Genomic DNA, 26,367 nt, shown 5'->3' on the forward strand with positions numbered 1-26,367 from the left:
GATCATTATCAGCCTTCGTCCTCACTCTTTGGCTCCGGCTTGGGTTCTTCACCCTTGAGCTTGCTGATCTGCCCTTGAACCCATTCAAGATCTTCCGATTGCGGATACTGCTTGACGAAATCCTCAAAGGCAGCTATCGCGGAGGACGTATCTCCTTTTTTCTTGAAGATATAACCCCGCCAGATTGTCGATTGCTCGGCAAAATAGGTTCCCTCAAAATCCTTAATAACGGCCTCATAGGCCGCGATGGCGGTGTCATATTCCTTATCGCCATAGGGAATTCTGGCCAGAGACATACGACATTCACCACTGAGTGAATCAGTCGGGTCGCCAGCCTTAATCACTTTCTGGAACCATTTAACCGACGCATCGTCACCGCCACGAGATCCGTATTTCTCTGCTATCTTCAGAGCCATTTCGCGATCAAATTCCTTGTCGATCTTACTCAACAAATCTTCAAGCGTGCCAATTCCGTTGGCATAGTTACGCAGTGTCTGCAGAAGTGTATCAGGCTCTTCGTAATGCACACGGTCAATTTCGTCCCCTGAGGTTGTAATCAGGACGGAAGTGGGATAGGCGCTAATATGGTATTTCTTTGCCAGGGCAGTATCAACTTCAGCGTTAACCTTAACGAGAGCTACTTCATTGGTGAAAAAATCGATTACCTTCGGATTAACGAACACGACCGTGTCGTTCATTTTGCACCATTTGCACCAATCGGTATAAAAGTCGATCATAATATTACGATCATCACCAACCGCTGCACGGGCTTCTTCAACTGAAGCATAGTACGGTGCAGAGGGCACTACAGTCGAGTCGTCGGTGGCCATCGCGCTGGACACCAGCAATACAACCATCGTCAGAACCAGTAAGACTTTGCTCATCATTTCTCCCTTCAACATGTTATTCAATATAGTACTCTATCAATCATTCGGTTTGATCAGATCATCTCCAAGTACAGCTTCGAGTATTAAAACTGCCTCAATCTCGAACTCCCGCGGAACAAGAATAGTATTGCCCTCAGAAGAAGAGAGTCCAAGCCCGGAGCTGAAATCCATCCCCTTTCCAAAAGCACCGAAACTGGATGAGATAACCATCGACGGAATGTTGTTGGAATCAAGCGATCCCTTGGCCAACTCAGTTTTCATTTGAGATCCTACCTGGCCAACCACCACCCAGCTTTCATCCGGCGTAACAGCCGCCGAAACTAGTGAAGGGAGATTGCTCACTAACTCCACACCGCAATCGGGACAGACGGTCACTTCAAATCGGTACTCGTATCGGCAATCGGGGCAGAACGGCATCGGCTATTTTTTCCTCCGTTGCCAATTGTCACCAAGGGTCATGTCCAACAATTCCCCAGCCTCCGACGTGTGCACAGTCGGTACGGATATCTGAAACGTCGCGTCTTTGGATTCATAGATTGGGTTGAGTGGAAGACCGGCGTTTCCAAAAAAACCGGACTTGGAAATCACAGTCGACGGTATGCCCGAAGATCTCAAGGTTTCCCGGGCCGATTCCGCCCACATGCGGTTTTCAATACTGCCCAGCACCTCCCAGTCGGCCAGATCCTCGGTCACCAACTCGCAACCACAAACATGACAATGAGTGGGAGTGCCATCCAATTCTGCATTACATTCAGGACAAGACGCCACTGACACTAAACTCCTTCAAACCGTTGATAAACCGGTCAATCTGGGTGGTAGTACGTTTTTCGGTCAGGGCTACAATGAGGCAATTCGCATGGTCAGCGTACCAGCGTCCGGCATCCACACCAGCAAGAATCCCGTGTTTGGCCAAACCTTCAATAATGTCTGCTGCCGGGATTGGTGTCCTGACCGCAAACTCCCGAACGAAGGATTGATCACCCATAACCTTGAAGCCGTCAATCTTAGAGATAGCCATAGCCGCAGTCTGGGCTTTCTCAGCCGAAAGCAAAGCCACCTGTCGGAGGCCGGACTTACCCAACAACGAAAAATAAACTGTGGCTATCGTGGCACAAAGAGCCTGATTGGTGCAGATATTTGATGTCGCTTTCTCGCGCCGAATATGTTGCTCACGAGTCTGCAACACCAGCACAAAACCAGGCTTGCCGTCAATATCGGTCGTCCGTCCGGCAACGCGCCCCGGCATACTGCGCACCAGCTTCTTCCGGGTGGCAAAGAAACCCAATAGCGGGCCACCGAATGACATCGGTAGTCCAAGCGGCTGGCCTTCGCCCACCACGATGTCCGCACCATAGTCGCCGGGTGTCTTAAGCAGGGCTTGTGCGATGGGATCGACTGCCATGATAAGCAACCCACCAGCCTTGTGAATCATGCCCTCAACCGTCTCAATCTCCTCGAGAAAGCCAAAGAAATTCGGTTGTGCCATCAACACTGCTGCCGTCTTGTTGTCGATGACGGTTTTCAACCGATCAATGTCGGTAACGCCATCCTTAGTCGGAACAATTACCAGCTCAATTCCTCGTCCAGTGAGATAGGTTCTGGTAACCTCTCGAAACATGGGGCAGACAGCTTCTGAGATCAGTACTTTATTGCGACGAGTAGCCTTGACCGCCAGGATTACAGCCTCCGCGGCTGCGGATGCTCCATCATACAGCGAAGCATTGGCCGCATCCATTCCGGTCAAACGACAGATATGAGTCTGAAACTCATAAATCACCTGCAATGTACCCTGTGATACTTCCGGCTGGTAAGGCGTGTAGGCCGTCACAAACTCGGGTCGACTCACAATTGCGCTCACCGCAGCCGGAATAAAATGATCATAAACTCCACCACCGGCAAAGCTAATCAGTCCGTCTCCGCCCTCTGAAGACATGGCTTCGATCTCAGACAGCAATTCCATCTCCGAGAGTGAGGGAATATCGAGTGGCCGATCGAGACGCAGTTCCCTGGGGATTGGAGTCAGTAAGTCCTCAACGGTCGAAACCCCTATCCGGGCCAGCATCCGACGCTGGTCATCATCTGTGTTAGGTATGTACGGCATATACATCCACCGCGAACCCGGGTGGGCTCGCTACGCCTGTCAGCCGGCGATTAGTTCCTTGTAAGCCTGAGCATCCATCAGCTTGTCCAACTCCGAAGGATCCGACATCTCGACTTTGACAAACCAACCCGCTCCATAGGGATCGTTTTTGATGATTTCAGGGTCATCCTCGAGGGCGGTATTGACCTCTACGACTTTACCAGATATCGGTGCAAACAGATCAGCCGCTGCTTTGACAGTCTCAATAACACCGAAAGCTTCTCCAACTGTTAACTCGTCCCCTTCAGACGGAAGTTCCACGAAAGTAACATCACTAAGTTCTTCCCCCGCGTGATCGGACACGCCGATAGTGGCAATATTGCCCTCGACGCCGACCCATTCATGATCTTCAGAATATTTCAAATCCGCAGGTATATTCACCTAACCCTCCACGCTCACTTGTTGCTGGCTTCTTCTCCGGCTTCATTTTCTGTCATGACAGCATCCTTGACTTCATCGCGTGCGCCTGTGGTCGCGGATCTGGCTGTTTCGACTTCTCCCTCACCAGCCCGCTTCATCGTCAGTTTGGCATGCTCTTCTTCCTGAGACTGGCGGTTGGCTCTAAACTTTGTTTCCAGGAATGTATTGTCGTAGTCCCCGGCCAGGAAGTCGGGGTGCTGGAATATCTCCTGGTGGAAGGGAACGGTAGTCGGGACTCCCTCCACAATAAACTCATCAAGACATCTCCGCATCCGCTTGACCGCATCCTCGCGAGTACGCCCCTTGACAATCAGTTTGGCAATCATGGAATCATAGAAGGGCGGAATCTTATAGCCCGTATACATAGCCCGATCAACTCGCACTCCCGGTCCACCCGGCAAATGTAACCCGGTGATTGTCCCCGGGGTCGGACGGAAATCATGTTCCACATCCTCGGCGTTAATCCGGCACTCGATCACAGCCCATTTGGGCTTGATCTCTTCCTGCTTGTATTTGAGCGTCTCGCCCATAGCAACACGAATCTGATCCTGGACCAGATCGACTTCATAGGCTTCCTCCGTCACCGGGTGCTCTACCTGGATTCGGGTGTTCATTTCCATGAAGTAGAAATCGCGTTTATCATCGACAAGGAACTCAATAGTACCTACGCCACGGTAGCCAACCCCTCGAGCGCCTTCCACAGCCGCCGTACCCATCCTTTTTCGCAGATCGTCGGTCATTAATGGCGATGGTGTTTCTTCAATTAATTTCTGGTGACGTCGCTGGATCGAACAATCACGTTCCCCATAATGGAAGTAATTGCCGGCCTCATCACCTATTAATTGGATTTCGACGTGGTGCGGGTTAAGAACGACCTTTTCCAAATACAGGTCGGGATTGCCAAAAGCATTTGCTGATTCGGTGGAAGCAAGCTGGAAACCGCGTTCGAGCTCGGCTACATTACGACAATAGCGCATGCCCTTACCTCCGCCGCCAGCGACTGCCTTGAGAATCACCGGATAGCCAATCCCCTCGGCCAGTTGTTCGGCTTCCTGTAAGGAAGATACGATGCCCTCCGATCCGGGTATGACCGGCACGCCAGCTTTCTTCATAACATTCTTGGCCTGTATCTTGTCCCCAAGCAACCGTATCTGATCGGGAGTGGGACCTATGAATACCAGTCCGCAGGATTCACATATTTCGGCGAAATCGGCATTCTCGGCTAGGAAACCATATCCGGGATGGATAGCACCGGCGTTGGTAACCTCGGCAGCGGCGATGATGCGTTTGTAATCAAGGTACGACTCTTTGGCCGGACCTGGTCCAATACAAACATCTTCGTCGGCAAACCGTACATGAAGGGCATCTCGGTCAGCTTCGCTGTAAACAGCGACCGTGGCCAAATCCAGTTCGCGACAGGCCCGGATGATTCTCAGAGCAATCTCACCCCGGTTGGCTATCAAGACTTTATTAAACAAGGCTACACCTTTCTCAGCAATCATGTTCCCCGACGGTGACTACAATCGCCAGCCGTTCGAGACTATAGTCTGGTAGTATACACAATTCTACCCGGAAGGACAACCGAAAAGGCATTTCGAGTCATCTGCTGTTCTGGTAATATGGAAGAACAAAATGTACCCGAACAGGCCACAATAGCGTCATAATAGCATAAAACACAGCCACATACGGGCTACATAAACATAAATACACACAATGAAGATTAGCTGTCTTAGCTCGGAATCTTCTGGAAATCAACTCAATACTTGGACATCCCGCCTATTTGCTCGGAAGATTCGGCGTCATCACCCTTCTTGATGTCGTCATCCCAACGGTCCGAAGAACCGGTGATCCCCTTGACGCGCAGGTCAAAGTCGTCAGGGTTGCTGGCGTTGTTTATGGCTTCTTCAAAAGAGATCATATTCTGTTTGTACAGTCTCATCATGGACTGATCAAACGTCTGCATCCCGTACTGAACGAACCCCTGCTCCATCAATTCGTTGACATCAGACCATTTCTCCGGGTCCATAATGCACTCCCTGATGGCGGCAGAGTTCACCAGTACTTCTACGGCCGGAACCCTACCTCCATGATCATTTCGTGTCAACAGCCGCTGGCATATAATAGCCTTCAGTGTTCCACCCAGCAGGAGTCTGATCTGCTGGTGCTGATGCGGAGGAAAGAAGGAAATAACACGACTAATGGTCTCAAGGGCGTTCATAGTATGCAGAGTGGTAAGCACCAGGTGGCCGGTATCAGCGGCCGTCAATGCGATAGACATCGTTTCGAGATCACGAATTTCACCAATAAGAATGATATCCGGGTCCTGTCGGAAAGCATGGCGCAATGCCGACGAAAACGTCTCTGTATCACCTCCCACCTCACGCTGAGAGATTATCGATTTCTGATCGCGGTAGATATATTCAATAGGATCTTCCACTGTTAAGATATTGGCACGACGGGTGGAGTTGATTTCCTCAATAAGCGTGGCCAACGTTGTCGATTTACCAGAGCCAGTGGTTCCGGTAATAATGATGAGACCACGCCTGGTCTGGGCCAGATCCTTGACTACGTCAGGCAAACCAAGGTCGCCAAAAGCCGGAACCGAGGTACTGACAGCACGAATGGCAATACCGATCGTACCACGCTGACGAAACAGATTTATGCGAAACCGTCCCAGTTTGGCCACCGAAAGAGCCAGGTCCGTCTCGTTCTTGCGATGAAATCGCTCCAACTGTTTCTCGCTGAGAATCTGTTGTACGATCTGATCCATCAAATCGATAGTGATGGGGTCGGTGGCAATCTGTTCAAGTTCGCCATTAACGCGCAGGTGCGGACGAACACCAACTCTGATGTGAAGGTCCGAAGCCTTGTGGTTGAGCATTTCAACCAGCATTTGCTTTAGATTCATTGGATATCCCTTTCCAATGGGCGACAGCTATTCCGGTTCAATCAGAAAAATGGTCTGCCCAAATTCTACCGGTTCGGCATTCTGAACCAGGATTTTAACCACCCGGCCACTCACTTCAGATTCGATTTCGTTCATGAGTTTCATTGCCTCAACAATACAAACGACCTGGCCGATGTTGACCTTCTGGTTTAGAGCAGCATAGGGATCAGCATCGGGGGCCGGTGCGGAATAAAATGTTCCCACAATAGGCGACTTGATCGGCACAAGATTACCAATATCATCAGCTACCGGGGAAGCCTCAGGGGTTGCTGCGACCGGAGGAGGAGGAGGAGCGATTGGAGTGGCGGCTGATTGATGTACTACAACTGGTCCGCCGCTACTGATATCGCTTGCAGAACAATCTCGGTGAGTGATCTTGACCTTACGACCCCAACTGGATACTTCCAACGATGCAATGTCGGAGTCTTCAACCATTCGGATCAACTTCTTAATGTACTTTTCGTTCATTACTTTAAGCCTCAATAGAAACTAATGCTGGGTCGGTCCTTAACGAGTGATATCTCGTGGTCCGATTCGGTAACCGCCGAACCTGCGTATACTCCCTCGAAAAATCAACACATCCCTGGAGGTATCAATACAGGGTCGGAAACCTCAACCCGGTAGCATTCCTGCCCCGGTCTTCCCAACTCTTTGACAAACAATAATCTACGGTATCTAAAGTTCCAACAAGTTTTTTGGGGTGCGATTAAGCACCCGGCCGCCCGTCCGGGTGACCACCACGTCGTCTTCAATCCGAACTCCACCCCAACCGGGAATGTAGATACCCGGCTCAACGGTAACCACTTCGCCTGCAATCAACTTGTCCTTCGATAGCTGAGACAAGCGTGGGCCAATATGGACAAAGTAACCGATACCGTGACCCGTGCCATGACCAAAGTTCTTCCCATATCCGGCGCGTGTAATGATCTTACGACAGGCATCATCTACCGCCTTGCCGCTCACTCCGGCCTTAATCTTGCGTACTCCAGCCAACTGGGCCCGCAGCACAATATTATATATTTTCTTCTGGCGCGCTGTCGCCTTACCAACTACGACTGTGCGGGTTATGTCGGATACATACCCTTTGTAGGTCGCACCAAAATCGAACGTAACAAATTCACCCTTGCGAATCTTTTTTGTCGAAGCCGCACCGTGTGGCAGAGCAGATCGAGGACCGGAAGCTACTATAGTCTCAAAAGCGGCTATTTCGGAGCCGAGCATCATCATCTGGTATTCAAGTTCTGCGGCTATCTCGCGTTCGCGAATACCGGGTTGTAAAAGAGCCAGAGTGCGCTCGAAAGCTGCATCGGAGATCTCCACAGCTCGGGCAATATCAGCCAACTCGGCTTTGTCTTTCACCCAGCCGAGGTCTGCAATGGCAGACCCGCCCCTGGTCAGGAGTACGTCCGGCCAGGCATGTCGCAACTTGCCCTGTATCTCAACCGTCATTCGCGAGTGATCAATTCCGTAGCGCATATTTTTTGGCGCCAACTGAGTAAACTCTTTCAGCGCGCCGATAAGATCCCCATCAACAATATGGACTCTAGCTCCCTTGATTTCCTTTTTGCATTGTTCGGCATAGCGAAAATCAGTGAAAAAATCGGCTCGTCTGGGGCCGATCACAAGAATGCCAGTTGAGCCGGAAAAGCCTATGAGATAACGCAACACCGAAGCCCGCCCATCCATCCAGTCAAACTGTGTCAGAATGAGGCCATCCAGATTGTCTTTCTGCATCTTCTTGCGAAGCAAATTGATCCGTTTTGCTGACATTTTAAGGTTCCTTTGTGATTATCTTTTTCTCTGCATTGTCGAGTTTTTCACGCAAGCGCGGATTGTCGTCTTTATCCACCAGGTTCTGGAATACGGACGCCGCCAGTCGGTGATGCCCCTGCGACAAATACAGGTCACCCACCGTCTCCGTATAAAATGGTATCTCCCGCAGCATTTCCGTGGGCATAGCGGCGGCTGTCTCCGTTCGACGATGTATGGTTACCGTTCTGGTCGTCTCGGTTTTTCTCTTTTGCATCTCCGAACGTAACCCACAACAACCGGGATCGATTTCAAGAATACGCTGGTAATTGGCCTGTGCGGTTAGTTCATCACCGTCGGCGTACTTGATATCGCCAAGATACTTGAGCGCTACCAGATGGTCGGGATCAAGGGAAAGCACTCGATAGAACTGTTCGGTCGCTCGCTCCACCTGACCCGCACGATAGAGAACCTCGGCATAGACGAGTCGTCCTGATACCATGTGAGGTGTATCGCTAAGATACTCACGACAAATCTCCACTGCGCGCGAGTACTTTCCATCAGCCAGAAACCTGGCTGCACGAGCCGGCCAGTATCCCTGTCGGACAAGCTCATCACGCGAGGATTCGGAATGTTGATCAGACAATGCGAACATAATTACCAAATTAGGATTCTGTACAAAGAAACGCAAGTCATGAAATCATATCCCCATGCTGCGGAGCGGGAACCCTCAGCTTGTCTTCGTGTGCTTGATAATCCTGCTGGTAGACTGTCCCTTGGTCAGCCGAATGCGCCGTACCTTTCCCCCATATGACTTTACAAACTCTGCTCCGACAATCTCTGAAAGCTTGTAGTCAGCTCCTTTGGCAAGTATGTCAGGCTTCACGGATTGAATTAGCTTGTCGGGCGTATCTTCGCCAAACACAACAACATAGTCAACCGCCCTAAGAGCCAGAAGAATAGCGGCGCGATCTTGTTGCCGCTGAAGAGGTCGAGATTGTCCTTTCAAGCGACGTACGGAAGCATCACTATTGAGGCCCACAATCAAAATATCGCCGAGCTTTTTCGCCCGTGCCAGATACTCAACGTGACCACGATGCAAAATATCAAAGACACCATTAGTAAACACAATGGTATGTCTCTTGCGTTTTAGACCGGCGATTACCGACGCGACCCTGGACCGTGGAATGAGATTCTTGGGAGTCATAGCTGTCTACCGAAGCATTACTGGTTATCTGGCTGGCCAGACCACATTGTCTAAGCCTCGACCGCAGTTGATTCCAGATTTCCGTTTTTGATATTGCGTTGTAGTTCCTTGCGCAGTTGCGCCTTTTTCACGGTTGCTGTGCCCACTTCAGCCACAGTCAGGCCGGCTCCAGTGTTAGCTACCACTGCCGCTTCGACCAGATCAGCTCCGGCGCAGACAGCCGACGCAAACAGCGCAATAACCGTATCACCGGCACCCGTGACATCAAACACCTTGCGGGCAAAAGTGGGAATATGCGTCACGCCACCCCCGTCTTCAAACAGCGACATTCCATCCCCTCCGCGAGTAATCAGAATTGATCGCGCCTGCAACTGTTTGAGCAACCCGTAACCTACTTCATTCAGGTCGGCAACGGATGCTATTCGACGCCCGTACGCAAAACCAGCTTCATGATGATTCGGAGTTATGAGCGAAACTCGTCGGTAGTTGGAGAAACGGGACTCATTGGGATCGACACCCACAAAGATATTCTTGTCCTCGCAAACATCAATGACCTTCTTTAGCAGGGACGGCGTCACCACTCCTTTACCGTAGTCAGAAATTATCAAAGCACCGATCTCATCTGAAATAGACATAAAACGATCGAATACACATTGTTCGATTTCCGCGTCGAGTTCGTGACAATCCTCGCGATCAGCCCGCACAACCTGTTGGCTATGAGCCATGATCCGAGTCTTAATAGTCGTACGCCGGGATTTGTCAGTGACACAGAAATCACTGGAAATCCCTCGCTGTCCGAGCAGTCTTGTTAGCTTGGCAGCTGCCTCATCTTCCCCCACTGTACCAACCAGCACCGGTTCGTCTCCCAGGGTTCGGATATTGGCCGCAACATTGGCCGCCCCTCCCAACAGAATCCGGTCGGATGTGACTTCCACGACCGGCACTGGAGCCTCAGGCGAAATACGGTGCACTGACCCAAACAGGTATTCGTCGAGCATGATGTCGCCCAGAATCATGACCTTTGCGTGGCCAATCTTCGAAGAAATCTCGTCGAATCGTGCAGCGTCCAGTGACACGGTCTCATCTCCTGAATCATTTTGCCGATAAACGGCTATTGCTTTCACTTCGGGCATGAATATATTACATTGCCGTGTCTGAAACAAGTGCCTTAAACAGAGCCGTAAAGAAGAAGGACAATATGCAGCAATTACCTCCGCAACAGCAGATTGGGGTCGAACTGGACGAGAAAGCAGCCGAAGGAATATACGCCAATCTGGCTATGATCCTGCATTCACCTACCGAGATCATCATTGACTTCGCCAGAATCATGCCTCGCGTACAAAAGGCCAAAGTTCTCTCACGCATCATCATGACGCCGATGCACGCCAAGATGTTGCATAAAACACTGGAGGACAACCTCAAGAAGTTTGAAGGTCAGTACGGCGAGATTAAAATCCATAGCGGACAGCCGCAAACCTCTAAGAACATAGGCTTCGAATCCGCTACCGACCGCGACACGGAGGAGAAATGACCAAAGGATACTTCGCCTTCGTACTCCATAGCCATCTTCCCTACGTAATGTCGCACGGGCGCTGGCCGCATGGAACAGACTGGCTTAGTGAAGCAACCGCCGAGACATATTTGCCAATGGTCCGTATGCTTGATGAGCTTGTCGCAGAAGGATACCATCCTAAGCTAACGATAGGACTGTCTCCGGTGCTCTGCGAACAACTGGCTGATGACTCCTTCAAGGATGAATTCACAGACTACCTGCACCAGAAAATTGAAGCAGCTCAGCTTGATGCTGAAGAGTTTCACAAGTATGGGCAGAAAAGCATGCTGGCAACGGCTCATTTCTGGGAGAAATTCTATGGACAGACCCGTGAGCAATTCGAGAAGATAGGCCGTTCTATCCTCCCTGAATTTCGGCGTCTACAAGACAGCGGCGTTCTTGAGATCATAACGTGTGGAGCAACACACGGCTACTATCCCCTTCTCTCACGTGATGAATCCCTGCAAGCTCAGACCAAGATGGCTGTCAAAAATTACAAGCGTCACTTCGGTCGTGCACCTCGCGGACAATGGTTGCCCGAGTGCGCCTATCGCCCGCGCTACGAATGGACCCCACCGGTTCCTATCAATGGCCGTACCGACAGCTACCTTCGCAAAGGGTCTGATGAGTTTCTGACTGAAAATGGTATCGATTTCTTCATCATCGACTCCGTGCTGCTTAAGGGTGGCAAATCGCTGGGAGTCTATATCGATCGGTTCGATGCTCTTAAGTTGCTCTGGGGACAGTTCGAAGAACAATACAAGCCCCGGGAAGAAGAATTCGATAAAACACCGCGTGAGGTCTACCTGGTCTCCTGCGCGCCGGAAGGCAAGAAACCAACCGCTATATTCTCCCGCGATCCTGAGACCGGTCTGCTGGTCTGGTCGGGCGAGCATGGCTATCCCGGCGACGGCAGTTATCTTGATTTCCACAAGAAGCGTTTCCCAGGTGGACACCGCTACTGGGCCGTTACATCATCCAAAGCAGACCTGGCCGACAAAGTGGAATACAATCGCGAGAGCGCCTTGTCACGTTGCCCGGAAAACGCCAGTCACTATACTTCCAAAGTTGAGGGTATTCTCGCCGAGTACCATGAAACTTCCAAACAACCAGGGATTCTTGTAGCTCCCTATGATGCCGAGTTGTTCGGTCACTGGTGGTTCGAAGGCCACGACTTCCTCAAGGAAGCTCTCAAAAACATGGAAGATAGCAAGACTGTCGAGATGACCTTTCTCTCGGACCAACTCGACCGCAAACCTCCTTCCAAGATCATATCTATCCCCGAAGGAAGCTGGGGACAGGGCAACCACCACTACATCTGGCTGAACAAGCACAACGATTGGACGTGGAAACATATCTACGAGTCCGAAGCCAGGATGTGCGAACTGGCTCGCTACTGGTGTGAGGAGTCTGACCAACAGGACGACGAACTGCATGAGCTTCTCAAACAGCTTGCTCGCGAACTCATGTTGATGTCAGCCTCGGATTGGCAGTTTCTTATCTCCACCTGGGCGGCACGTGACTATGCTGAGTTGCGTATGACAGAACATTACGAGGATTTCAAACGCCTGGCCGCATTGATACAGATAAAGATCGATGGCCAGTCGCTTGATGAAGGCGAAAAGAAACTCTTCCATGACTGCCAACAGCGTGACCATCTTTTCGAAGATATTGAGATCGAGTGGTTCGCCGGAGTTGAATTTCCTGCCTGAAGAATATCGTTTGACCTAAGTTTCGCATCAACGCGAATCCACCGGGCAGTCGTGGCGAACCCTCGACTGCCTGGTTATGCGACAGCCAATACCGACTTTTTTAGCTTGATTACGCCACGTAATGGGTGAAATACTTGTGCATGTCATTATTGAAGCAGGTAAGTAGATGTCCCTATTGTAGGGAGCCCGTGGCTAAAGGAGCCAAACTTTGCAAGCATTGTCGCTCTATGATACCGCCACCGAAGGCGAATAAGTTCTGGAAGAAGTTTGACACTTTCCGAACTGGTTTTCTGGCCGGCATCTTGTTTTCGTTGGTATTGACTATTCTTTTCTATCGCCATTTCTGGTCAGGGTAACAGTCACCGATACGATACGCTGCCCATTGATCTTATCGACCACGAATTCCAAATCGTGCCACTTGACTATCTGTCCCTTGTGAGGGACGGAACCGACCAGGTCATAGATTAGTCCCCCGACAGTGTCGTAGTCACCCTGCTCATAGTCGATCTCAAGACGCTCCTGCAAATCTTCGACCATAAGTCCAGCATCCACCTGGTATCGACCATCGGGAAGGACGGTGAATTCAGCTTGTTCAGAATCGTGTTCATCCTGAATCTCTCCAAAGATTTCCTCGATGATATCCTCAAGCGTCACCAGTCCGGCAAGTCCACCATATTCGTCCACAACCATGGCAATATGAAGACGCCTGCTCTTAAACTCGCGCAACAGATCGCTGATAATTTTCGTTTCCGGTACGAAATACGGCTTCCTGAGGAAGGAGCTGATTTCAAATTTCTCGCCCGGTTCAGGAAGACGATTAAAGAGATCTTTCACGTATATCAATCCGACAACCTTGTCTATGGAACCGTCGTAGACCGGGTATCGCGAGTGGCCATCCTTCAGAACCAACCGCCGGATTCCTCCAAAGGACATTCCGTTGTCGATAGCGGTTATCTGAATACGTGGAATCATAATCTCACGGACGACCGTCTGGTCGAGTTGGAATATCTGGCTGATCATCTCTCTCTCGTCTTCTTCAACGAGGGACTCGCTAATACCGGCCTGTTCGGCCAGAGTCTCGATAGCGCGCTCCACTATCTCTTCCTTCTCCTCCTCCGTAACCAAAGTTTCGCTGGTAACGCTCGCCAGAATACCCCGATACGCCCGAACCAGCGGATAGGCCAGGTAATACACAATGAGTATGAACCACAGATGTTTTTTCATACGCGGATTGATGGCGTTACGTGATGAGCGGCGTGGGAGATATTCAACAGTCAGAATATAAACAACCCATGTCATTACCAATCCTGTCAATGGAAGAGCCAACCGCGGCCAGCTGGCGGGAACATCCATCTGATAGAAATAGTGATAGGTCAGGATGCTGATAGTCACTAGGGCGAAGGAATTGTAAACGGCGGCAATCTGGACAAACAACTGCGGATCATCGGCCAGGCGACGGAGGAAATTATGTCGCATGCCGGTTACATTCGACTGGAGAGTGCTGAGATCGTCCGGGTCGATATAGACCGCCATCGAATACAGCGACATGATATAGGCCGTTATGTAGGAGATAAGCACAACTGAGCAATATATCAACTCAGGCATCTTGTTTCCCTCCTGCCACGACAAGATAGCTATCTTCCAAACTCTCCATCTTCTGTCTCTGGTCACTCGTCTCGTGATCATGGCCGAACAGATGAAGTAGTCCGTGACACGTCAGTCTAAGCAATTCCTGGGACAGGCTGGTTCCAAAACGTCTGGCCTGGCGAGTGGCAGTCGGCGCAGCAATGTAGATCTCGCCAACGATGCGATCGTCGTTGCCCGGTGAATCGATATTGAATGAAAGGACATCCGTCGGATTATTGATGTTTCTATACTGACTGTTGAGAGAACGCAAACGACTATCGGTCGTCAGGATGAGATTAACCTGTCCCTTTGCGGCGGACTTGCTTTCAGCTCTGCATATTGTTTCAAACAGGGCAATAATCTTCTGTCTCGGGACACGTACATTTGTCTCTCTGAAAATATTGAGCTTCATTGTATCTCGTCCACCGCGACCTTCTGCGGATATTCAACCCGGTGGTGGAATGCCGCGATAAGGACCTTGGCAAAAGCTTCCTTGATTTTGGCCAGATCCCTGAGCGTAAGAGGACATTGATTGAGTTCACCCGACTGGAAACGAGCATTGATTATACGCTGAATGAGTGAATCGATCCGAGCTGGACTGGGACGATCCAGGGTTCGACTGGCCGCCTCGACAGCATCGGCTAACATCGCAATACCGGTTTCTCTTGTCTGTGGTCGCGGTCCGGGATAGCGGAAGTTATCAATCTCTTCCTCACTCTCTCCCTGCTTCATCGCCTTGTCATAGAAATATGTCTGGACCATCGTACCGTGATGTTCCTCGATAAAATTGAGAACATCATCGGGCACGTCGGACGCCTCTCCCAGTTGTCGTCCTCGCTTGACGTGCGACGATAAGATCAATGACGACATTGAGGGCGTTAGCGATTCGTGCTTCGATTTAATGCTCAATTGATTTTCAACGAAGTACTCGGGTATTTCCATCTTCCCTACATCGTGATAATATGCTCCAACCCGCGCCAGAAGCGAGTTGGCACCAATCGCCTCTGCAGCAGCTTCCGATAAATTGCCAACGATAATAGAGTGCTGGTAAGTTCCCGGAGCTTCCACCGCAAGTCGTTTCAGCAAAGGGTGATTAAGGTCGGATAGCTCCAATAGGGTAATATCGGTGGTGATACCAAATAATGATTCAAACACCGGCAGCAACCCGATTGTAAGCAACATAGCAATAAACCCGTTGGCCAACCCAAAACCGACCTCGGTCATGATATCCGCCTGCGGTGTCACTTTGAAATTTTCGACCAATAGGATGAATAGTGCACACGACAATGAAGTGATGAGCATAATGCGAAAGAAGTGAGCGCGTCGCCGCACCTGATGGGAGGCAAGAGAGGCAACCGTACCCAACACAATGGTCATGAACACAAGGGTGAAATCGAATCGGTGCATTACCCCCAGCAATACTGCCAGAACAATAGTGGCCAATATCCCTACTTCGGCATCAAACAAAATCGTTAACATCATGGCCAGAAAAGCCACCGGATAGAGATACATGGAGACATCCCACTGATTGATGAGATATATGATAGCCAATTGAAGACCAAAGACACCAAGGGTCGTGAGCAATTTGGCGTTGGAGTAGTATATCTCCCGTCTGAAATAGTAAAGAAACAGATAGAGAGTAGTAAAAGCCATCATCACCAGGAGGATACGAGCCAGGACCGGCAGGAGGTTGAGGAACCAGCCCTGACGAGACGCCTCAGAGCGTTGAATTGCAACCATCTCCTGAAGCACCCGTTCCTGTCGGTCTCGAACCTTAACACCCGAACGAACAACTATGTCACCCTGACGCACAACTTCTTTGATGGGCGTGATATGATCAAGCTCTTCCTGTACGCGGCGGTTGTACTCCGCCATATTGACGTGCAAGCTGGGCTGCACAAATGATCGTCCGATCAGGTAACAGTATTCAACATCAATCGAATCACTGGCAAAGAGATTATTCAGAGCAGTCAACAGATGGCCATTAGCCAGAACAACGTCCAACAACCGATCACGATAATATATATTCTCCCGCTCACCCCGTCGAATCAAGACATTCTTGTTCTTGGTATCAGGAATGGCCCCTGTTTGCTCCAATACACCAACTTTGTAGATGTCTTCGCGGTATATTTCCGTCAAACGGGAACGAACCAGTTCGAGGTTCTCATGTTCAAGTGATTGTTCAATTGCCGATCTGCTCAACAGGGAGTACCGCTCTGATATTAGTCTCGAACGATCATCGATATCCGAACGCCAACCCGAATCGCTCGACATTGAATCAGCCAGAGATAGAAAACCATTCAGTTGATTGTAGGCAGCCTGTTCGGCGACAGCATCATGGTCAACTACATACGGCACAGTCAACCGTGCGATATCACGTTCTTCTTCGAGCTCGCGATCTGTCTTGAATACAGTAATAACAAAAGGCGCGACAATGTCCTCAAGGGCGATTTCGCCACGACGAGGGACATCAAACGGATCAAACAGATCCTCGCCTGGATAGATCACTCCGATCAGGGCGGAGAGAACTACGAGCATCAGCACTTTCAGAGTGCGCGAGCGGGTCGTGTATACCGGACGCTGGCGACTCTCGCTCTGCACTTTCAGCAGTCGCTTGACTGCTCTTTTAATTTTCAGCAACAAAGAAAACATGGAACGAATCCGTGTTTCGCCTATTTCCTTTTCCGACCACGTTTCTCATAAGCATCATAGGCTTTGATGATGCTTTGAACCAGCCGGTGTCGAACAACATCCTTGTCGGTCAAGTACACAAACTCCACACCCTTAATACCCTTTACAACCTTCTGAACGCTCACCAGTCCCGAAGTACGCCGGTCATCAAGATCAATTTGCGTAATGTCTCCTGTGACGACCGCTTTTGATTTCTCTCCGACTCGCGTCAGTAACATTTTCATCTGAGCACTGGTCGTGTTCTGAGCCTCATCCAACACTATAAAAGCATCATTGAGCGTTCGTCCTCGCATAAAGGCCAGTGGCGCAATCTCAAGCACTCCCATCTCGGTTAGCCGGCGAATCTTGTCTGGAGGTAACATATCATAAAGGGCATCGTAAACCGGCCGTAAGTACGGGTCAACTTTGGCGCGAATATCACCAGGTAAGAAACCCAGCGACTCGCCTGCTTCCACCGCTGGCCGCGTAAAAATAATCCTCTGAACTCGATCCGCCTTGAGATGAGCTACCGCCATAGCTACCGCCAGATATGTTTTCCCAGTTCCGGCGGGACCAATAGAAAACACAAGGTCGTTAGCTTCCACAGCATCGACGTATTTTGTCTGACCGACAGTTCTGGGCTTGATCTCCTTCTTAAGAGAGCTTGTCAGGAGAGCGCGAGTGGAAAGCTCATCGGCCGGTCCGACGCCGTTTTCCTTGACCATCGCCATAGCATAACTCAGATACTGTTCGGTGATGGCATCTCCCTGTCCAATTCTGGTCACGAGATCGTCCAGTAGTCGGACAATATGCTCCACCGTATCCGGAGGACCGTCGATTACGACTCGATCCCCGCGTGCAAATACTCTGCTCCCAAAGCTCGCTTCAATCATTCTCAGGAAGGTATCATTTTGACCAAACAACAAGCGCTGGTCGATTCCTTCGAGAGTGAAGGTGCGAACTACATGCTCCTCAGGGCCTGGATTCATAGCCGGCTGCTAAGCCTTGGGTTCCTCCTTTATCTGCAAACCCAGTTCATCAAGTTGCGCCTGGTCGATCTCGGCCGGTGAGCCGTCCATCAAAGACAGCGCATTGGTCGTTTTCGGAAACGCAATCACATCTCTTATACTATCGGTTCCAGTCATCAAAGCAATCAGTCGATCCAACCCGACAGCGACCCCTGCATGCGGTGGAGCACCATACTCCAAAGCCCGTAGCAGGAAGCCAAACATCCGGTCAGCGCGTTTATTGTCGATACCGATTATCTCCAAGATCCTCTCCTGAAGTTCACGTCGGTTAATCCGCTGACCACCGGAGGCCATCTCCCAGCCATTCAATACCAAGTCGTACTGCTGGGCACGTGCCTTCCGCCAGGGATGGTTGAGATCGGATTTTGGCAGGTCGGACTTGAATCCTTCCTCCACCAAATCCATATCTTCCTCCATAGGGCAGGATACAATGTTGTGTGCGGCTTGTAGCGAATCGGTTTCCTCATCGTGTTCAAAAAGCGGGAACTCGGTGATCCACAAGAATCGCCACTGGTTGTCGCCAATCAACTCATGTTCTTTACCAAGATGAAGTCGCAACTGGCCGAGAATAATTTCGGTCTTCTCTTTCTTGTCCGAAACAATAAACAATGCATCGCCCGCTTCGACCTGCGCCGTAGCACACAGCCGATCCTTGACCTCTTCGCCTATGAATTTCAATATGGGTGACTTGTCCCCCGCTTCCGCCCGCAGTACGTACGCCAATCCGCCGCCACCAGCCTCTTTTGCAAGCGCGGTAAGATTGTCGATCTGCTTCCGGGAATAAGAACCACCTCCCTTGAGCACGATTCCTTTGACCACTCCACCCGAAGCGACATTCCCGGCAAAAACCTTAAACTCGCAGTCTTTCACGTCGTCCGTCAGATCGAATATCTCCATTCCGAACCGGAGGTCAGGCTTGTCGATACCAAACCGTGCGATCGCTTCCCGATAGGTGAGGCGCGGAAACGGCATCTCGATATCAACACCCAGCGTCCGTTTGAAAAGATCGGCCATCATTCTTTCCGAGACTCCGAAAACATCTTCCGGCGTGGCGAATGACATCTCCAGGTCTATCTGGGTATGTTCCGGCTGACGATCCGAACGGAGGTCCTCATCGCGCAGACAGCGAGCAATCTGGAAATATTTGTCGAATCCGGCGCACATGAGAATCTGCTTAAACAATTGGGGTGACTGTGGCAATGCGTAGAACTTCCCCCTGTACAGTCGGCTGGGAACCACATAGTCACGGGCACCTTCCGGCGTCGAGCGGATCATCAGTGGTGTCTCTATTTCGTAGAAACCCTGGTCGGACAGATGATTACGCACGGCCTGCGTCGCCTCATGGCGAAACCTAAATTTCTCCTGCACCGACTTGCGACGCAGGTCCAGATAGCGAAACTCCAAACGAAGTTTATCACTGGCTGTGGTCTCATCCTCGATTACGAAAGGTGGAGTCTCTGATTCCGCCACAATATAGAAGGCATCCGCATTGACTTCAATTTCCCCGGTGTCCATACTTGCATTGATAGTACCATCCGGCCGGTGACACACTTCGCCAATGGCCGCTACGACGAATTCATGGCGTGCGCGGTTCGCCTCCGCCAGCATGTTGTGGTCGAAGGTCTCGGGGTTGATTACAACCTGCGAAATACCGTACCGATCGCGCAAATCGAGAAAAAGTAAACCACCCAGATTGCGGTAGCCATCGACCCAGCCATTGAGACAAACACTGGTGCCTACATCTGAGGCCCGCAGTTCTCCGCAGGTGTGGGTTCTTTGTATTTCAGAAAACGATATCACTTAACCTACCCAACTCATTGTTATCCGTACAATTTATCAATGCCGTAGGCATTCCCCTGCCCCGGCAAGTCGCTCTTGTGCATCGGGAAGGTACAAACTCGCCTAACCGATGTCAAGCGGGCACGATTTGCTCGAGATGAAGCGAATTGCCTCACAATAAATGTTACCGAGGGTAGAGAAATAGTGGGAGTCAAATGATACGTTGCCTCATAATTGATGTTACCGAAAGGAGACACGGCGGGTGGCATCGGCAACACCGCCGGGTGCCATGCTCAAACTCGTTTGGCAGGCATCGCCTGGTTGCATGATTCTTCCGAGGACGTCTTCGTCATGCTGAGCGGAGTCGAAGCATGGCGGCAATCAATCCGGCCCAAACCAGTTTGAGCCGGCCACCCAGTCACGAGAAAAGGCCTTGTTAAACAGGCCAATTGATCCTATATTGTAATCATACCGATTGCGCAATATCATCTTGCACTCACATCTCGGACACAAACGCAGAGCGTTGTTGCAAACAAAACGTAGTTGCAGAATACGCTCTCTTCAAATATGTACGGTGGACCTGTCCATGACGGAGGAGCATAATAATTTAGACAGATAATTTCACCAGGAGATAAACATAGGGTTAGTAGGGCAGAACCCCCGTATGCGCTGACTTAGGTGGGAGGTGTTATAATTCCGGCTTTCTTTGTCATTCCAGTTTTCTTTGTCATTCCGGCGAAAGCCGGAATCCAGAGCCGACCCAGGACCTCGATCCGGAAGTTGCATCAATGAATAGACAACCTGCTGTATACATTTTGGCAAGCAAACGAAATGGTACGCTTTATATCGGTGTGACTTCAAACCTCATAAAGAGGATATGGGAACACAAAAATAATATGTTAGAAGGATTTACCAAACGTTACAATGTTCATCAACTGGTTTGGTTTGAATTACACGGAAGTATGGAATCCGCTATTACTCGGGAGAAGCGATTGAAAGATTGGAAACGAAAATGGAAACTGGAGTTGATTGAGAGCGGTAATCCAAATTGGCAGGATTTGTATGATAGCATTGTTTGACTGGATTCCGGCGTGCGCCGGAATGACAGAGACAGGAGAACCAAATGACCTTGTCATGCCGGACTTGATCCGGCATCCAGTCCTGGATACGAAGACTGGATTCCGGCGTTCGCCGGAATGACAAAAAGAAGGATTCTTCCGGCCCAAACAAGTTTGTGCCGGCCACACAGCCGGGGACAGGACACCCGATCGGAGGAGTGTCATAGTTTAGACAAATAGACTCATAGACAAACAAACATAAATACCACAGGAGGTATGACATGAAACGCATCGTTCTATTACAGGTTGTCGCGGCCCTGGCACTGGTTGCTCTCACGGCGTCGGTCGTGGTTGCTGACTGGCATCTCTATGACTGCGAGTACACCCAGCAGGGTTTTCTGAGTGACTCTGATGGCAATGCGCTGGACACTACGGTGTCAATCACCTACGCCATCTATGATGATTCCACGTCGGGCGCCCAGCTCTGGATAGAGAATCACCCGACCGTCACCGTTGACTCCGGCCAATTCTCAGTACGGATGGGAAGTATCATTCCGATACCGGACAGCGCTGTCGCCAGAGGCATAGGTTGGGGGGATACTGCGAGACGCTGGCTGCAAGTCACTATTGACGGCGAAGATATAGAACCCCGCACCGAGATCGGTGCCGTCCCCCGGGCGCATTTCGCACAGGGCGTGGACGGGCATATCGTTACCGAGCCGTCCTTGATGTACATCCCGGACACAGCGGGGAACCCAGCCATTGAACTCAGCTCTGATGCCGACGACGGCACCGTGGTAGCCTATAATCGGTTCGAACGCACCAGTGGCGACCTGGTGTCGTCGATTACACAAGCCTGTAGCGACGCCGCGGCTTTGGTTAATTTTGTCTTCTTCAACACCATGACTGACGACACGAGCGGTGTGAGCATCGTGGTAGACAGCAACGTAGCGTTGCTCGATGTTACTTACAAGACAACAACAGCTACGATGGGATATGGTATTGCTGTCGACAAGGACTGCGCAGCCATGAGCTTTGTTGCTGGCGACAACAGCAGTGTGAATATTGTTGTCGATGATATGGGGCCGACCCTTTCATTAGTCGGTTCCGGTCGGGCAGATTCTGTTTCAATTACGAATCTAGGCATAACTTTTCCCGATGGAAGTTCTCTAACAACTGCCAGTGTAGAAGGAAGCAGTTGTTGGGAATGCCCCGGCACCAGCAACTACACTTACCTGACGGACATCGACGACAGTGTGGGGATTGGCACTGACACCCCCAGTGAGAAGCTGGAAGTGGTCGGCAATCTGCGTGTTACCGGCCAGGCCAACATCGGTATCTATAATGGTAGTCCCGGTCAAGGCGCTTTTGTAGCTGGCGGTGGAAACGATGCTACAGGGGATTCGTCAGTTGTTGTCGGTGGTAACAGCAACTCGGCTGATCACTTCTACTCGGCGGTTGTCGGAGGGTATATGAATGCTGCCCGATATGATTTCGCAATCGTTGGAGGTGGCATATACGACACTGTAAATGCGCTGTATGGAGGTGTATTCTCCGGTTACTCGAACCTGGCCGGCAATGGGGCCGCCGATACGGCTGCCACAGTAGCCGGTGGCTTTAACAACACAGCCAGTGCCAGGTATTCGTACATTGGAGGTGGAATGGGCAATACCGCGAGTGGACATTACAGCACTGTCAGCGGCGGTGGCGGCACGAATCCTGTAGACGGAAATGTGGCTTCAGGGATGCAGTCTACCGTGGCAGGTGGCATCGGCAACACCGCCACCAACAGCTACGCTTCTATCGGCGGAGGTATTCGTAACATAGCCAGCGGCAGCGACGCTACTATTGCCGGCGGGTGGCAGAACACCGCCAGCATGAATGCTACTACCGTAGGTGGTGGTGGTAATAACACTGCCTCGGGCTGGGGTGCTACGGTATCAGGCGGTGACGAAAACGAAGCCAGCGCTCCCCATTCAACTGTGAGTGGCGGTCGCTACAACGTGGCATCGGGCGAGTTTGCAGGAATTGTGAGCGGCGACTCGAACACTTGTGCCGGTGATTACTCGGCTATTGGCGGGGGGCAAAATAACTTTGCCGAAAATGCCCACTCCACTGTGGGGGGCGGGAAATATGACACCGCTCTGGCTTTCTTTTCGGGTGTATTCTCCGGCTGCAACAATGTCGCTGGAGACGACGGCAATGATACTGGTGCGGTAATACTGGGTGGTGTCAAAAACTCCGTGACAGCACCTTATTCTGCCATAGTCGGTGGATTCGAGAATATAGTCAGTGAAAGCTATTCGATCATTGGGGGCGGTTACCTGGATACTGTTAGCGGTATGTATAGCGGTATCCTCGGCGGATACAAGAACAGTGTCGCCGGTAATTTCTCGGTGATTCCCGGAGGTCAATATAATACGATATCGTCAACGGTTGATTACTCTATGGCTTTCGGCTGCGAAGTATGCGTTGATAACGATTTTCGGGTGATCTTCTTTGAGGCAGACAGTTCCGGTCGCGTTGGTATCAACCGTGACTGCGATAACGGAGTCAACTATCCGATTCACGTCGGAACCGACGTAACGAACGGCAACGGCGCCTACCTGACTGAGGGCGGAGTGTGGACTCTTGGCACCGGCAAGACGTCACGAGGTGGTATTGAAACACTCGACGGACAGGATGTACTTGGGAGGATAGACCAACTACCAGCCGAAGCCTGGACGTATGCTGGAACCGACGAGCGGCACATTTTCCCCAGCACCGAGAGTTTCCTTGCCCAATTTGATGTTGGTGATCAGTCGGGTTCTACGGGCCTTGCGGCAGCCGATATGGCCGGGGTAGCGTTGATCGGTGTACAGGAATTGTATCGCATGGTTCGTCAGCAGCAGGAGCTGGCGCAAACACTTGAGGAGAAAACGGACGAGATAGCACAACTGCGGGCCGAGATGGCTCAGTTAACCACGCTGGTTGAAATGATACTGGCTCAACAGCACAATTCCGATGGTAGTAACAGTGGACTGGCTTCTAACCGGTAACCGCAGGAGAATATGAAGATGAAAAAGAGAATCATCATATCGGCCCTGACGGTGGTGGCGCTGTTGTTTGTCATTCACACCGTGATTGGCAGTTCGCCGTTCCCACAGCAGCCAGTGCCCGAGCGGCAGGATATGCAACTGTCACCGGCCGGGTCGTCAGAGAACTTCGAGTTGGACTGGGAGGTGTTGTCATGCGGTGCGACCGATGGCAGCTCAGCCAGTTTCAGCATGCTTGGCACCCTGGGTCAGCCCTTCACGGGTTACGGTGAGTCGGTGAGCTTTCAACTCAGCCACGGCTTCTGGCAGGAGCCTGGTGACGACGGCACCTGTTGCAACCATGACGGCATTCGCGGCAACGTCGATGACGTCGGCGATATCAATATTGCTGATCTGACCTACCTTGTGGCCTATTTGTTCACTGGAGGTCCACCTCCTCAGTGCTTGGAGGAAACTGACGTAAACGGCGATGGCGAGATCAATATAGCTGATTTGACCTATCTGGTTTCGTACTTATTCACTGGTGGCCCACCACCGGTGTCGTGTCCGTAGAAGCTGCGGGTAGCTAAAATAGATTTGAATGGCCACCTCGCCTACAAGACTGTGGAGTTGCCCATAACGGAGGAAGGTATTAGTTTATAGGGCGGAACCCCCTGGTGGTTCCGCCAGGCATTGCTTGGTTTCTGGCAGGAGCGCTAAGGGCTCCTGCCCTACAAGATTGACTTGCAGGAGATCACGATGAGAAGTTTATTCATTTCCTTTCTGACCATTATTGCTCTGCTGGCTGTAGGTGTGGCCGGCACAACCGCCAATCCGCTCCGACTGATGACCACTGCTGAGCAGGAGAATGCTGAAATCAACTTGATACTGGATGATACTGAGAACTATCCAATTGAAGCCTCTGACCTGGTTAAGCAATTTGAGACTCTGTGGAACAGTGGCAGCTACGAACCCGCGCTTGACCTATTCGATCAACTGACAACGCTAGTCGGTATGGAAAATATCGATGTTGTCACCAGATACCGTACCCACATAACTACTGTGCAGCCCGGCGGGCGGTATACGGAAGTCAACTTCTGCCCATACGATTCCGTTTATGACGTCGAATTGTGTGTCAGTTCCGAGGATCCAAACATACTCTTCGCATCGGTACTCCATGAAGGTGATGGCTACGTTTGCCAGCTAAAAATGTTCTTCTCTGTTGACGGCGGGAGCAGTTGGGATTTGACGTCTTCACTCGGATCTGGTGGATGGCATGAATCGATTTCGATGACCTACATTAATGGTTACTGCTATGTTGCCAAACAAACCAGCAGCAACCGCCTGCGTCTGTTTCGATATAGTAATTCGGATGGCAGCTTGGTCGACTTCCCGGAGGCAGGCACCTACGTAACGATTGCAGCGGTGGATCTGAAGGAGATGGTCATTTCTACGGATGAGGACGCGCAACCGTACTTGAGCGTGTTCGGGATGAACTCGGACGGAGACCTTTTTCTCGGCACAGGTTTTGAACCCTTCGATGTGTCGGACTGGGGAAGCGGATTCCTGCCGGAAGTCGACGATATCAGCCATGGTTTGGATGGTCTTTACACGGTAGGAGGCACCTACGATAGACTCATCTCATACTACAGTGAGAGCGATCAACTTAAGCTAGTGTCGTACAGCATGCTTCCTCCTGGTTGGACCGTTCAGAAGACATGGGATATGTATAATATATCCTCATCCTGGGTGACATCGCTCAGTTCATACGGAAACAGCATCGCGTGTGTGGCGGATGTCTTCCGCCTTAGCACCGGTCTTAGTGAATGCGTGGTAGCGACCAACAGGCTGGGCTATTTCGAGTCAGCCTACTTTATGACCCCATATTATAACACTGACTCGATTAAGACTTACACGCCTGCAATTGACATGCGAGGTGGAGGCGCCGTTGGAGTCTGCTACTTCATGTACAACAGCTCTGCAGGTATGTGGAGCGAGAGGTTTGCCATCGCGCCATTTGATGATTTGGAAGATGTTGAAACACTGCGGGACCGCCCCCAGATGAGTTATACCGACCTATATATGAACCAGGACATCAGGCCGGACTTGAGCTACATTGGCTCCTCCAATTTCGGAATAGTCTGGGTCGCGGGACACACCAACGACAAAGGCTACTTCACTCGGATGGGCTGTTGTGTCCCCCCCATTCGCGGTAATGTCGACTACGAATTGCCCGATGAAATCAACATTGCTGATCTGACCTACCTTGTGTCCTATCTGTTCACTGGAGGATCAGAGCCACCGTGTATGGAAGAAGCTGATATAAACGGCGATGGCGAGATCAATATTGCTGATTTGACCTATCTGGTTTCGTACTTATTCACTGGTGGCCCACCACCGGTGTCGTGTCCGTAGAAGCTGCGGGTAGCTAAAATAGATTTGAATGGCCACCTCGCCTACAAGACTGTGGAGTTGCCCATAACGGAGGAAGGTATTAGTTTATAGGGCGGAACCCCCTGGTGGTTCCGCCAGGCATTGCTTGGTTTCTGGCAGGAGCGCTAAGGGCTCCTGCCCTACA

Annotated in this window: 24 protein-coding genes; 7 read left to right on the forward strand and 17 right to left on the reverse strand. The window is 50.9% G+C overall.

The genetic code is table 11. The annotated features are described in order from the left end of the window. Positions 1–8: 8 nt before the first annotated feature. From KOO62_06215 to rfaE1, 12 genes are all read right to left on the reverse strand, one after another. Positions 9–887: a tetratricopeptide repeat protein gene (locus tag KOO62_06215; protein ID MBU8933583.1), complete on the reverse strand. Its 879-nt coding sequence runs from the start codon at positions 885–887 to the stop codon at positions 9–11. 36 nt (positions 888–923) lie between these two features. Then, positions 924–1,304 (reverse strand): hypothetical protein, encoded by a 381-nt coding sequence (locus KOO62_06220; GenBank protein MBU8933584.1) that lies wholly within the window; start codon positions 1,302–1,304, stop codon positions 924–926. Positions 1,305–1,307: 3 nt separating this feature from the next. Beyond that, complete coding sequence (locus tag KOO62_06225; protein ID MBU8933585.1) at positions 1,308–1,655, reverse strand: hypothetical protein; 348 nt, start codon at positions 1,653–1,655, stop codon at positions 1,308–1,310. Next, the gene (gene gcvPA / locus KOO62_06230) at positions 1,639–2,988 is read right to left on the reverse strand and encodes an aminomethyl-transferring glycine dehydrogenase subunit GcvPA (GenBank protein ID MBU8933586.1); all 1,350 of its coding nucleotides are present in this window, start codon (positions 2,986–2,988) and stop codon (positions 1,639–1,641) included. Before gcvPA ends, KOO62_06225 begins: the two co-directional genes overlap by 17 nt. 39 nt (positions 2,989–3,027) lie before the next feature. Then, positions 3,028–3,408 carry a glycine cleavage system protein GcvH gene (gene gcvH, locus KOO62_06235; GenBank protein ID MBU8933587.1) on the reverse strand — a complete coding sequence of 127 codons (381 nt, stop codon included), beginning with the start codon at positions 3,406–3,408 and terminating at the stop codon, positions 3,028–3,030. A gap of 14 nt (positions 3,409–3,422) precedes the next feature. Further along, positions 3,423–4,925, reverse strand: a complete 1,503-nt coding sequence (accC, locus tag KOO62_06240; GenBank protein MBU8933588.1) for an acetyl-CoA carboxylase biotin carboxylase subunit — start codon at positions 4,923–4,925, stop codon at positions 3,423–3,425. 278 nt (positions 4,926–5,203) lie between these two features. After that, on the reverse strand, positions 5,204–6,355 hold the full coding sequence (locus tag KOO62_06245) for a PilT/PilU family type 4a pilus ATPase (GenBank protein MBU8933589.1): 1,152 nt from the start codon (positions 6,353–6,355) through the stop codon (positions 5,204–5,206). A 27-nt stretch (positions 6,356–6,382) separates the two neighbouring features. After that, a complete protein-coding gene (gene accB / locus KOO62_06250; protein MBU8933590.1) occupies positions 6,383–6,862 on the reverse strand; it encodes an acetyl-CoA carboxylase biotin carboxyl carrier protein in 480 nt (159 codons plus the stop codon). A gap of 207 nt (positions 6,863–7,069) precedes the next feature. Continuing rightward, a complete protein-coding gene (locus KOO62_06255; protein ID MBU8933591.1) occupies positions 7,070–8,164 on the reverse strand; it encodes an aminopeptidase P family protein in 1,095 nt (364 codons plus the stop codon). A 1-nt stretch (position 8,165) separates the two neighbouring features. Further along, complete coding sequence (locus KOO62_06260) at positions 8,166–8,798, reverse strand: tetratricopeptide repeat protein (GenBank protein MBU8933592.1); 633 nt, start codon at positions 8,796–8,798, stop codon at positions 8,166–8,168. A 75-nt stretch (positions 8,799–8,873) separates the two neighbouring features. After that, entirely contained in the window at positions 8,874–9,350 is a 477-nt protein-coding gene (gene rfaE2, locus KOO62_06265) for a D-glycero-beta-D-manno-heptose 1-phosphate adenylyltransferase (GenBank protein ID MBU8933593.1), read from the reverse strand. Between the two features lie 50 nt (positions 9,351–9,400). Further along, a complete protein-coding gene (gene rfaE1, locus KOO62_06270; GenBank protein ID MBU8933594.1) occupies positions 9,401–10,426 on the reverse strand; it encodes a D-glycero-beta-D-manno-heptose-7-phosphate kinase in 1,026 nt (341 codons plus the stop codon). Positions 10,427–10,548: 122 nt separating this feature from the next. Here rfaE1 and KOO62_06275 point away from each other — a divergent pair, with 122 nt between their 5' ends. Further along, positions 10,549–10,881 (forward strand): DUF3467 domain-containing protein, encoded by a 333-nt coding sequence (locus KOO62_06275; GenBank protein MBU8933595.1) that lies wholly within the window; start codon positions 10,549–10,551, stop codon positions 10,879–10,881. Next, entirely contained in the window at positions 10,878–12,614 is a 1,737-nt protein-coding gene (locus KOO62_06280) for a DUF1957 domain-containing protein (GenBank protein MBU8933596.1), read from the forward strand. The genes KOO62_06275 and KOO62_06280 overlap by 4 nt, the downstream gene beginning before the upstream one ends. Positions 12,615–12,935: 321 nt before the next feature. Here KOO62_06280 and KOO62_06285 read toward each other — a convergent pair whose 3' ends face one another. Genes KOO62_06285 through aspS form a run of 5 tightly spaced genes read right to left on the reverse strand, consistent with a single transcriptional unit; the run spans position 12,936 to position 19,720 of the window. Next, positions 12,936–14,219 carry a hemolysin family protein gene (locus KOO62_06285; GenBank protein ID MBU8933597.1) on the reverse strand — a complete coding sequence of 428 codons (1,284 nt, stop codon included), beginning with the start codon at positions 14,217–14,219 and terminating at the stop codon, positions 12,936–12,938. Then, the gene (ybeY, locus tag KOO62_06290) at positions 14,212–14,652 is read right to left on the reverse strand and encodes an rRNA maturation RNase YbeY (protein MBU8933598.1); all 441 of its coding nucleotides are present in this window, start codon (positions 14,650–14,652) and stop codon (positions 14,212–14,214) included. Before ybeY ends, KOO62_06285 begins: the two co-directional genes overlap by 8 nt. Further along, positions 14,649–16,892, reverse strand: a complete 2,244-nt coding sequence (locus KOO62_06295) for an HDIG domain-containing protein (GenBank protein MBU8933599.1) — start codon at positions 16,890–16,892, stop codon at positions 14,649–14,651. Before KOO62_06295 ends, ybeY begins: the two co-directional genes overlap by 4 nt. Before the next feature lie 20 nt (positions 16,893–16,912). Then, positions 16,913–17,899, reverse strand: coding sequence for a PhoH family protein (locus tag KOO62_06300; protein MBU8933600.1), 987 nt, complete (start codon positions 17,897–17,899; stop codon positions 16,913–16,915). 9 nt (positions 17,900–17,908) lie between these two features. Beyond that, positions 17,909–19,720, reverse strand: a complete 1,812-nt coding sequence (gene aspS, locus KOO62_06305) for an aspartate--tRNA ligase (GenBank protein ID MBU8933601.1) — start codon at positions 19,718–19,720, stop codon at positions 17,909–17,911. Between the two features lie 234 nt (positions 19,721–19,954). Between aspS and KOO62_06310 the strand changes: the two genes are divergently transcribed. The 5 genes from KOO62_06310 (at position 19,955) to KOO62_06330 (ending at position 26,204) form a co-directional block, all read left to right on the forward strand. Then, the gene (locus tag KOO62_06310; GenBank protein ID MBU8933602.1) at positions 19,955–20,122 is read left to right on the forward strand and encodes a hypothetical protein; all 168 of its coding nucleotides are present in this window, start codon (positions 19,955–19,957) and stop codon (positions 20,120–20,122) included. Between the two features lie 383 nt (positions 20,123–20,505). Beyond that, on the forward strand, positions 20,506–20,796 hold the full coding sequence (locus KOO62_06315; protein ID MBU8933603.1) for a GIY-YIG nuclease family protein: 291 nt from the start codon (positions 20,506–20,508) through the stop codon (positions 20,794–20,796). A gap of 260 nt (positions 20,797–21,056) precedes the next feature. After that, positions 21,057–23,813 carry a hypothetical protein gene (locus tag KOO62_06320; GenBank protein MBU8933604.1) on the forward strand — a complete coding sequence of 919 codons (2,757 nt, stop codon included), beginning with the start codon at positions 21,057–21,059 and terminating at the stop codon, positions 23,811–23,813. Between the two features lie 18 nt (positions 23,814–23,831). Continuing rightward, positions 23,832–24,362, forward strand: a complete 531-nt coding sequence (locus KOO62_06325; GenBank protein ID MBU8933605.1) for a dockerin type I repeat-containing protein — start codon at positions 23,832–23,834, stop codon at positions 24,360–24,362. A 186-nt stretch (positions 24,363–24,548) separates the two neighbouring features. Further along, on the forward strand, positions 24,549–26,204 hold the full coding sequence (locus tag KOO62_06330) for a hypothetical protein (protein ID MBU8933606.1): 1,656 nt from the start codon (positions 24,549–24,551) through the stop codon (positions 26,202–26,204). The last annotated feature ends 163 nt before the right edge of the window (positions 26,205–26,367 follow it).

The organism is Candidatus Zixiibacteriota bacterium (assembly GCA_019038695.1).
In the GTDB taxonomy this organism is placed as follows: Bacteria; Zixibacteria; MSB-5A5; order GN15; family FEB-12; genus B120-G9.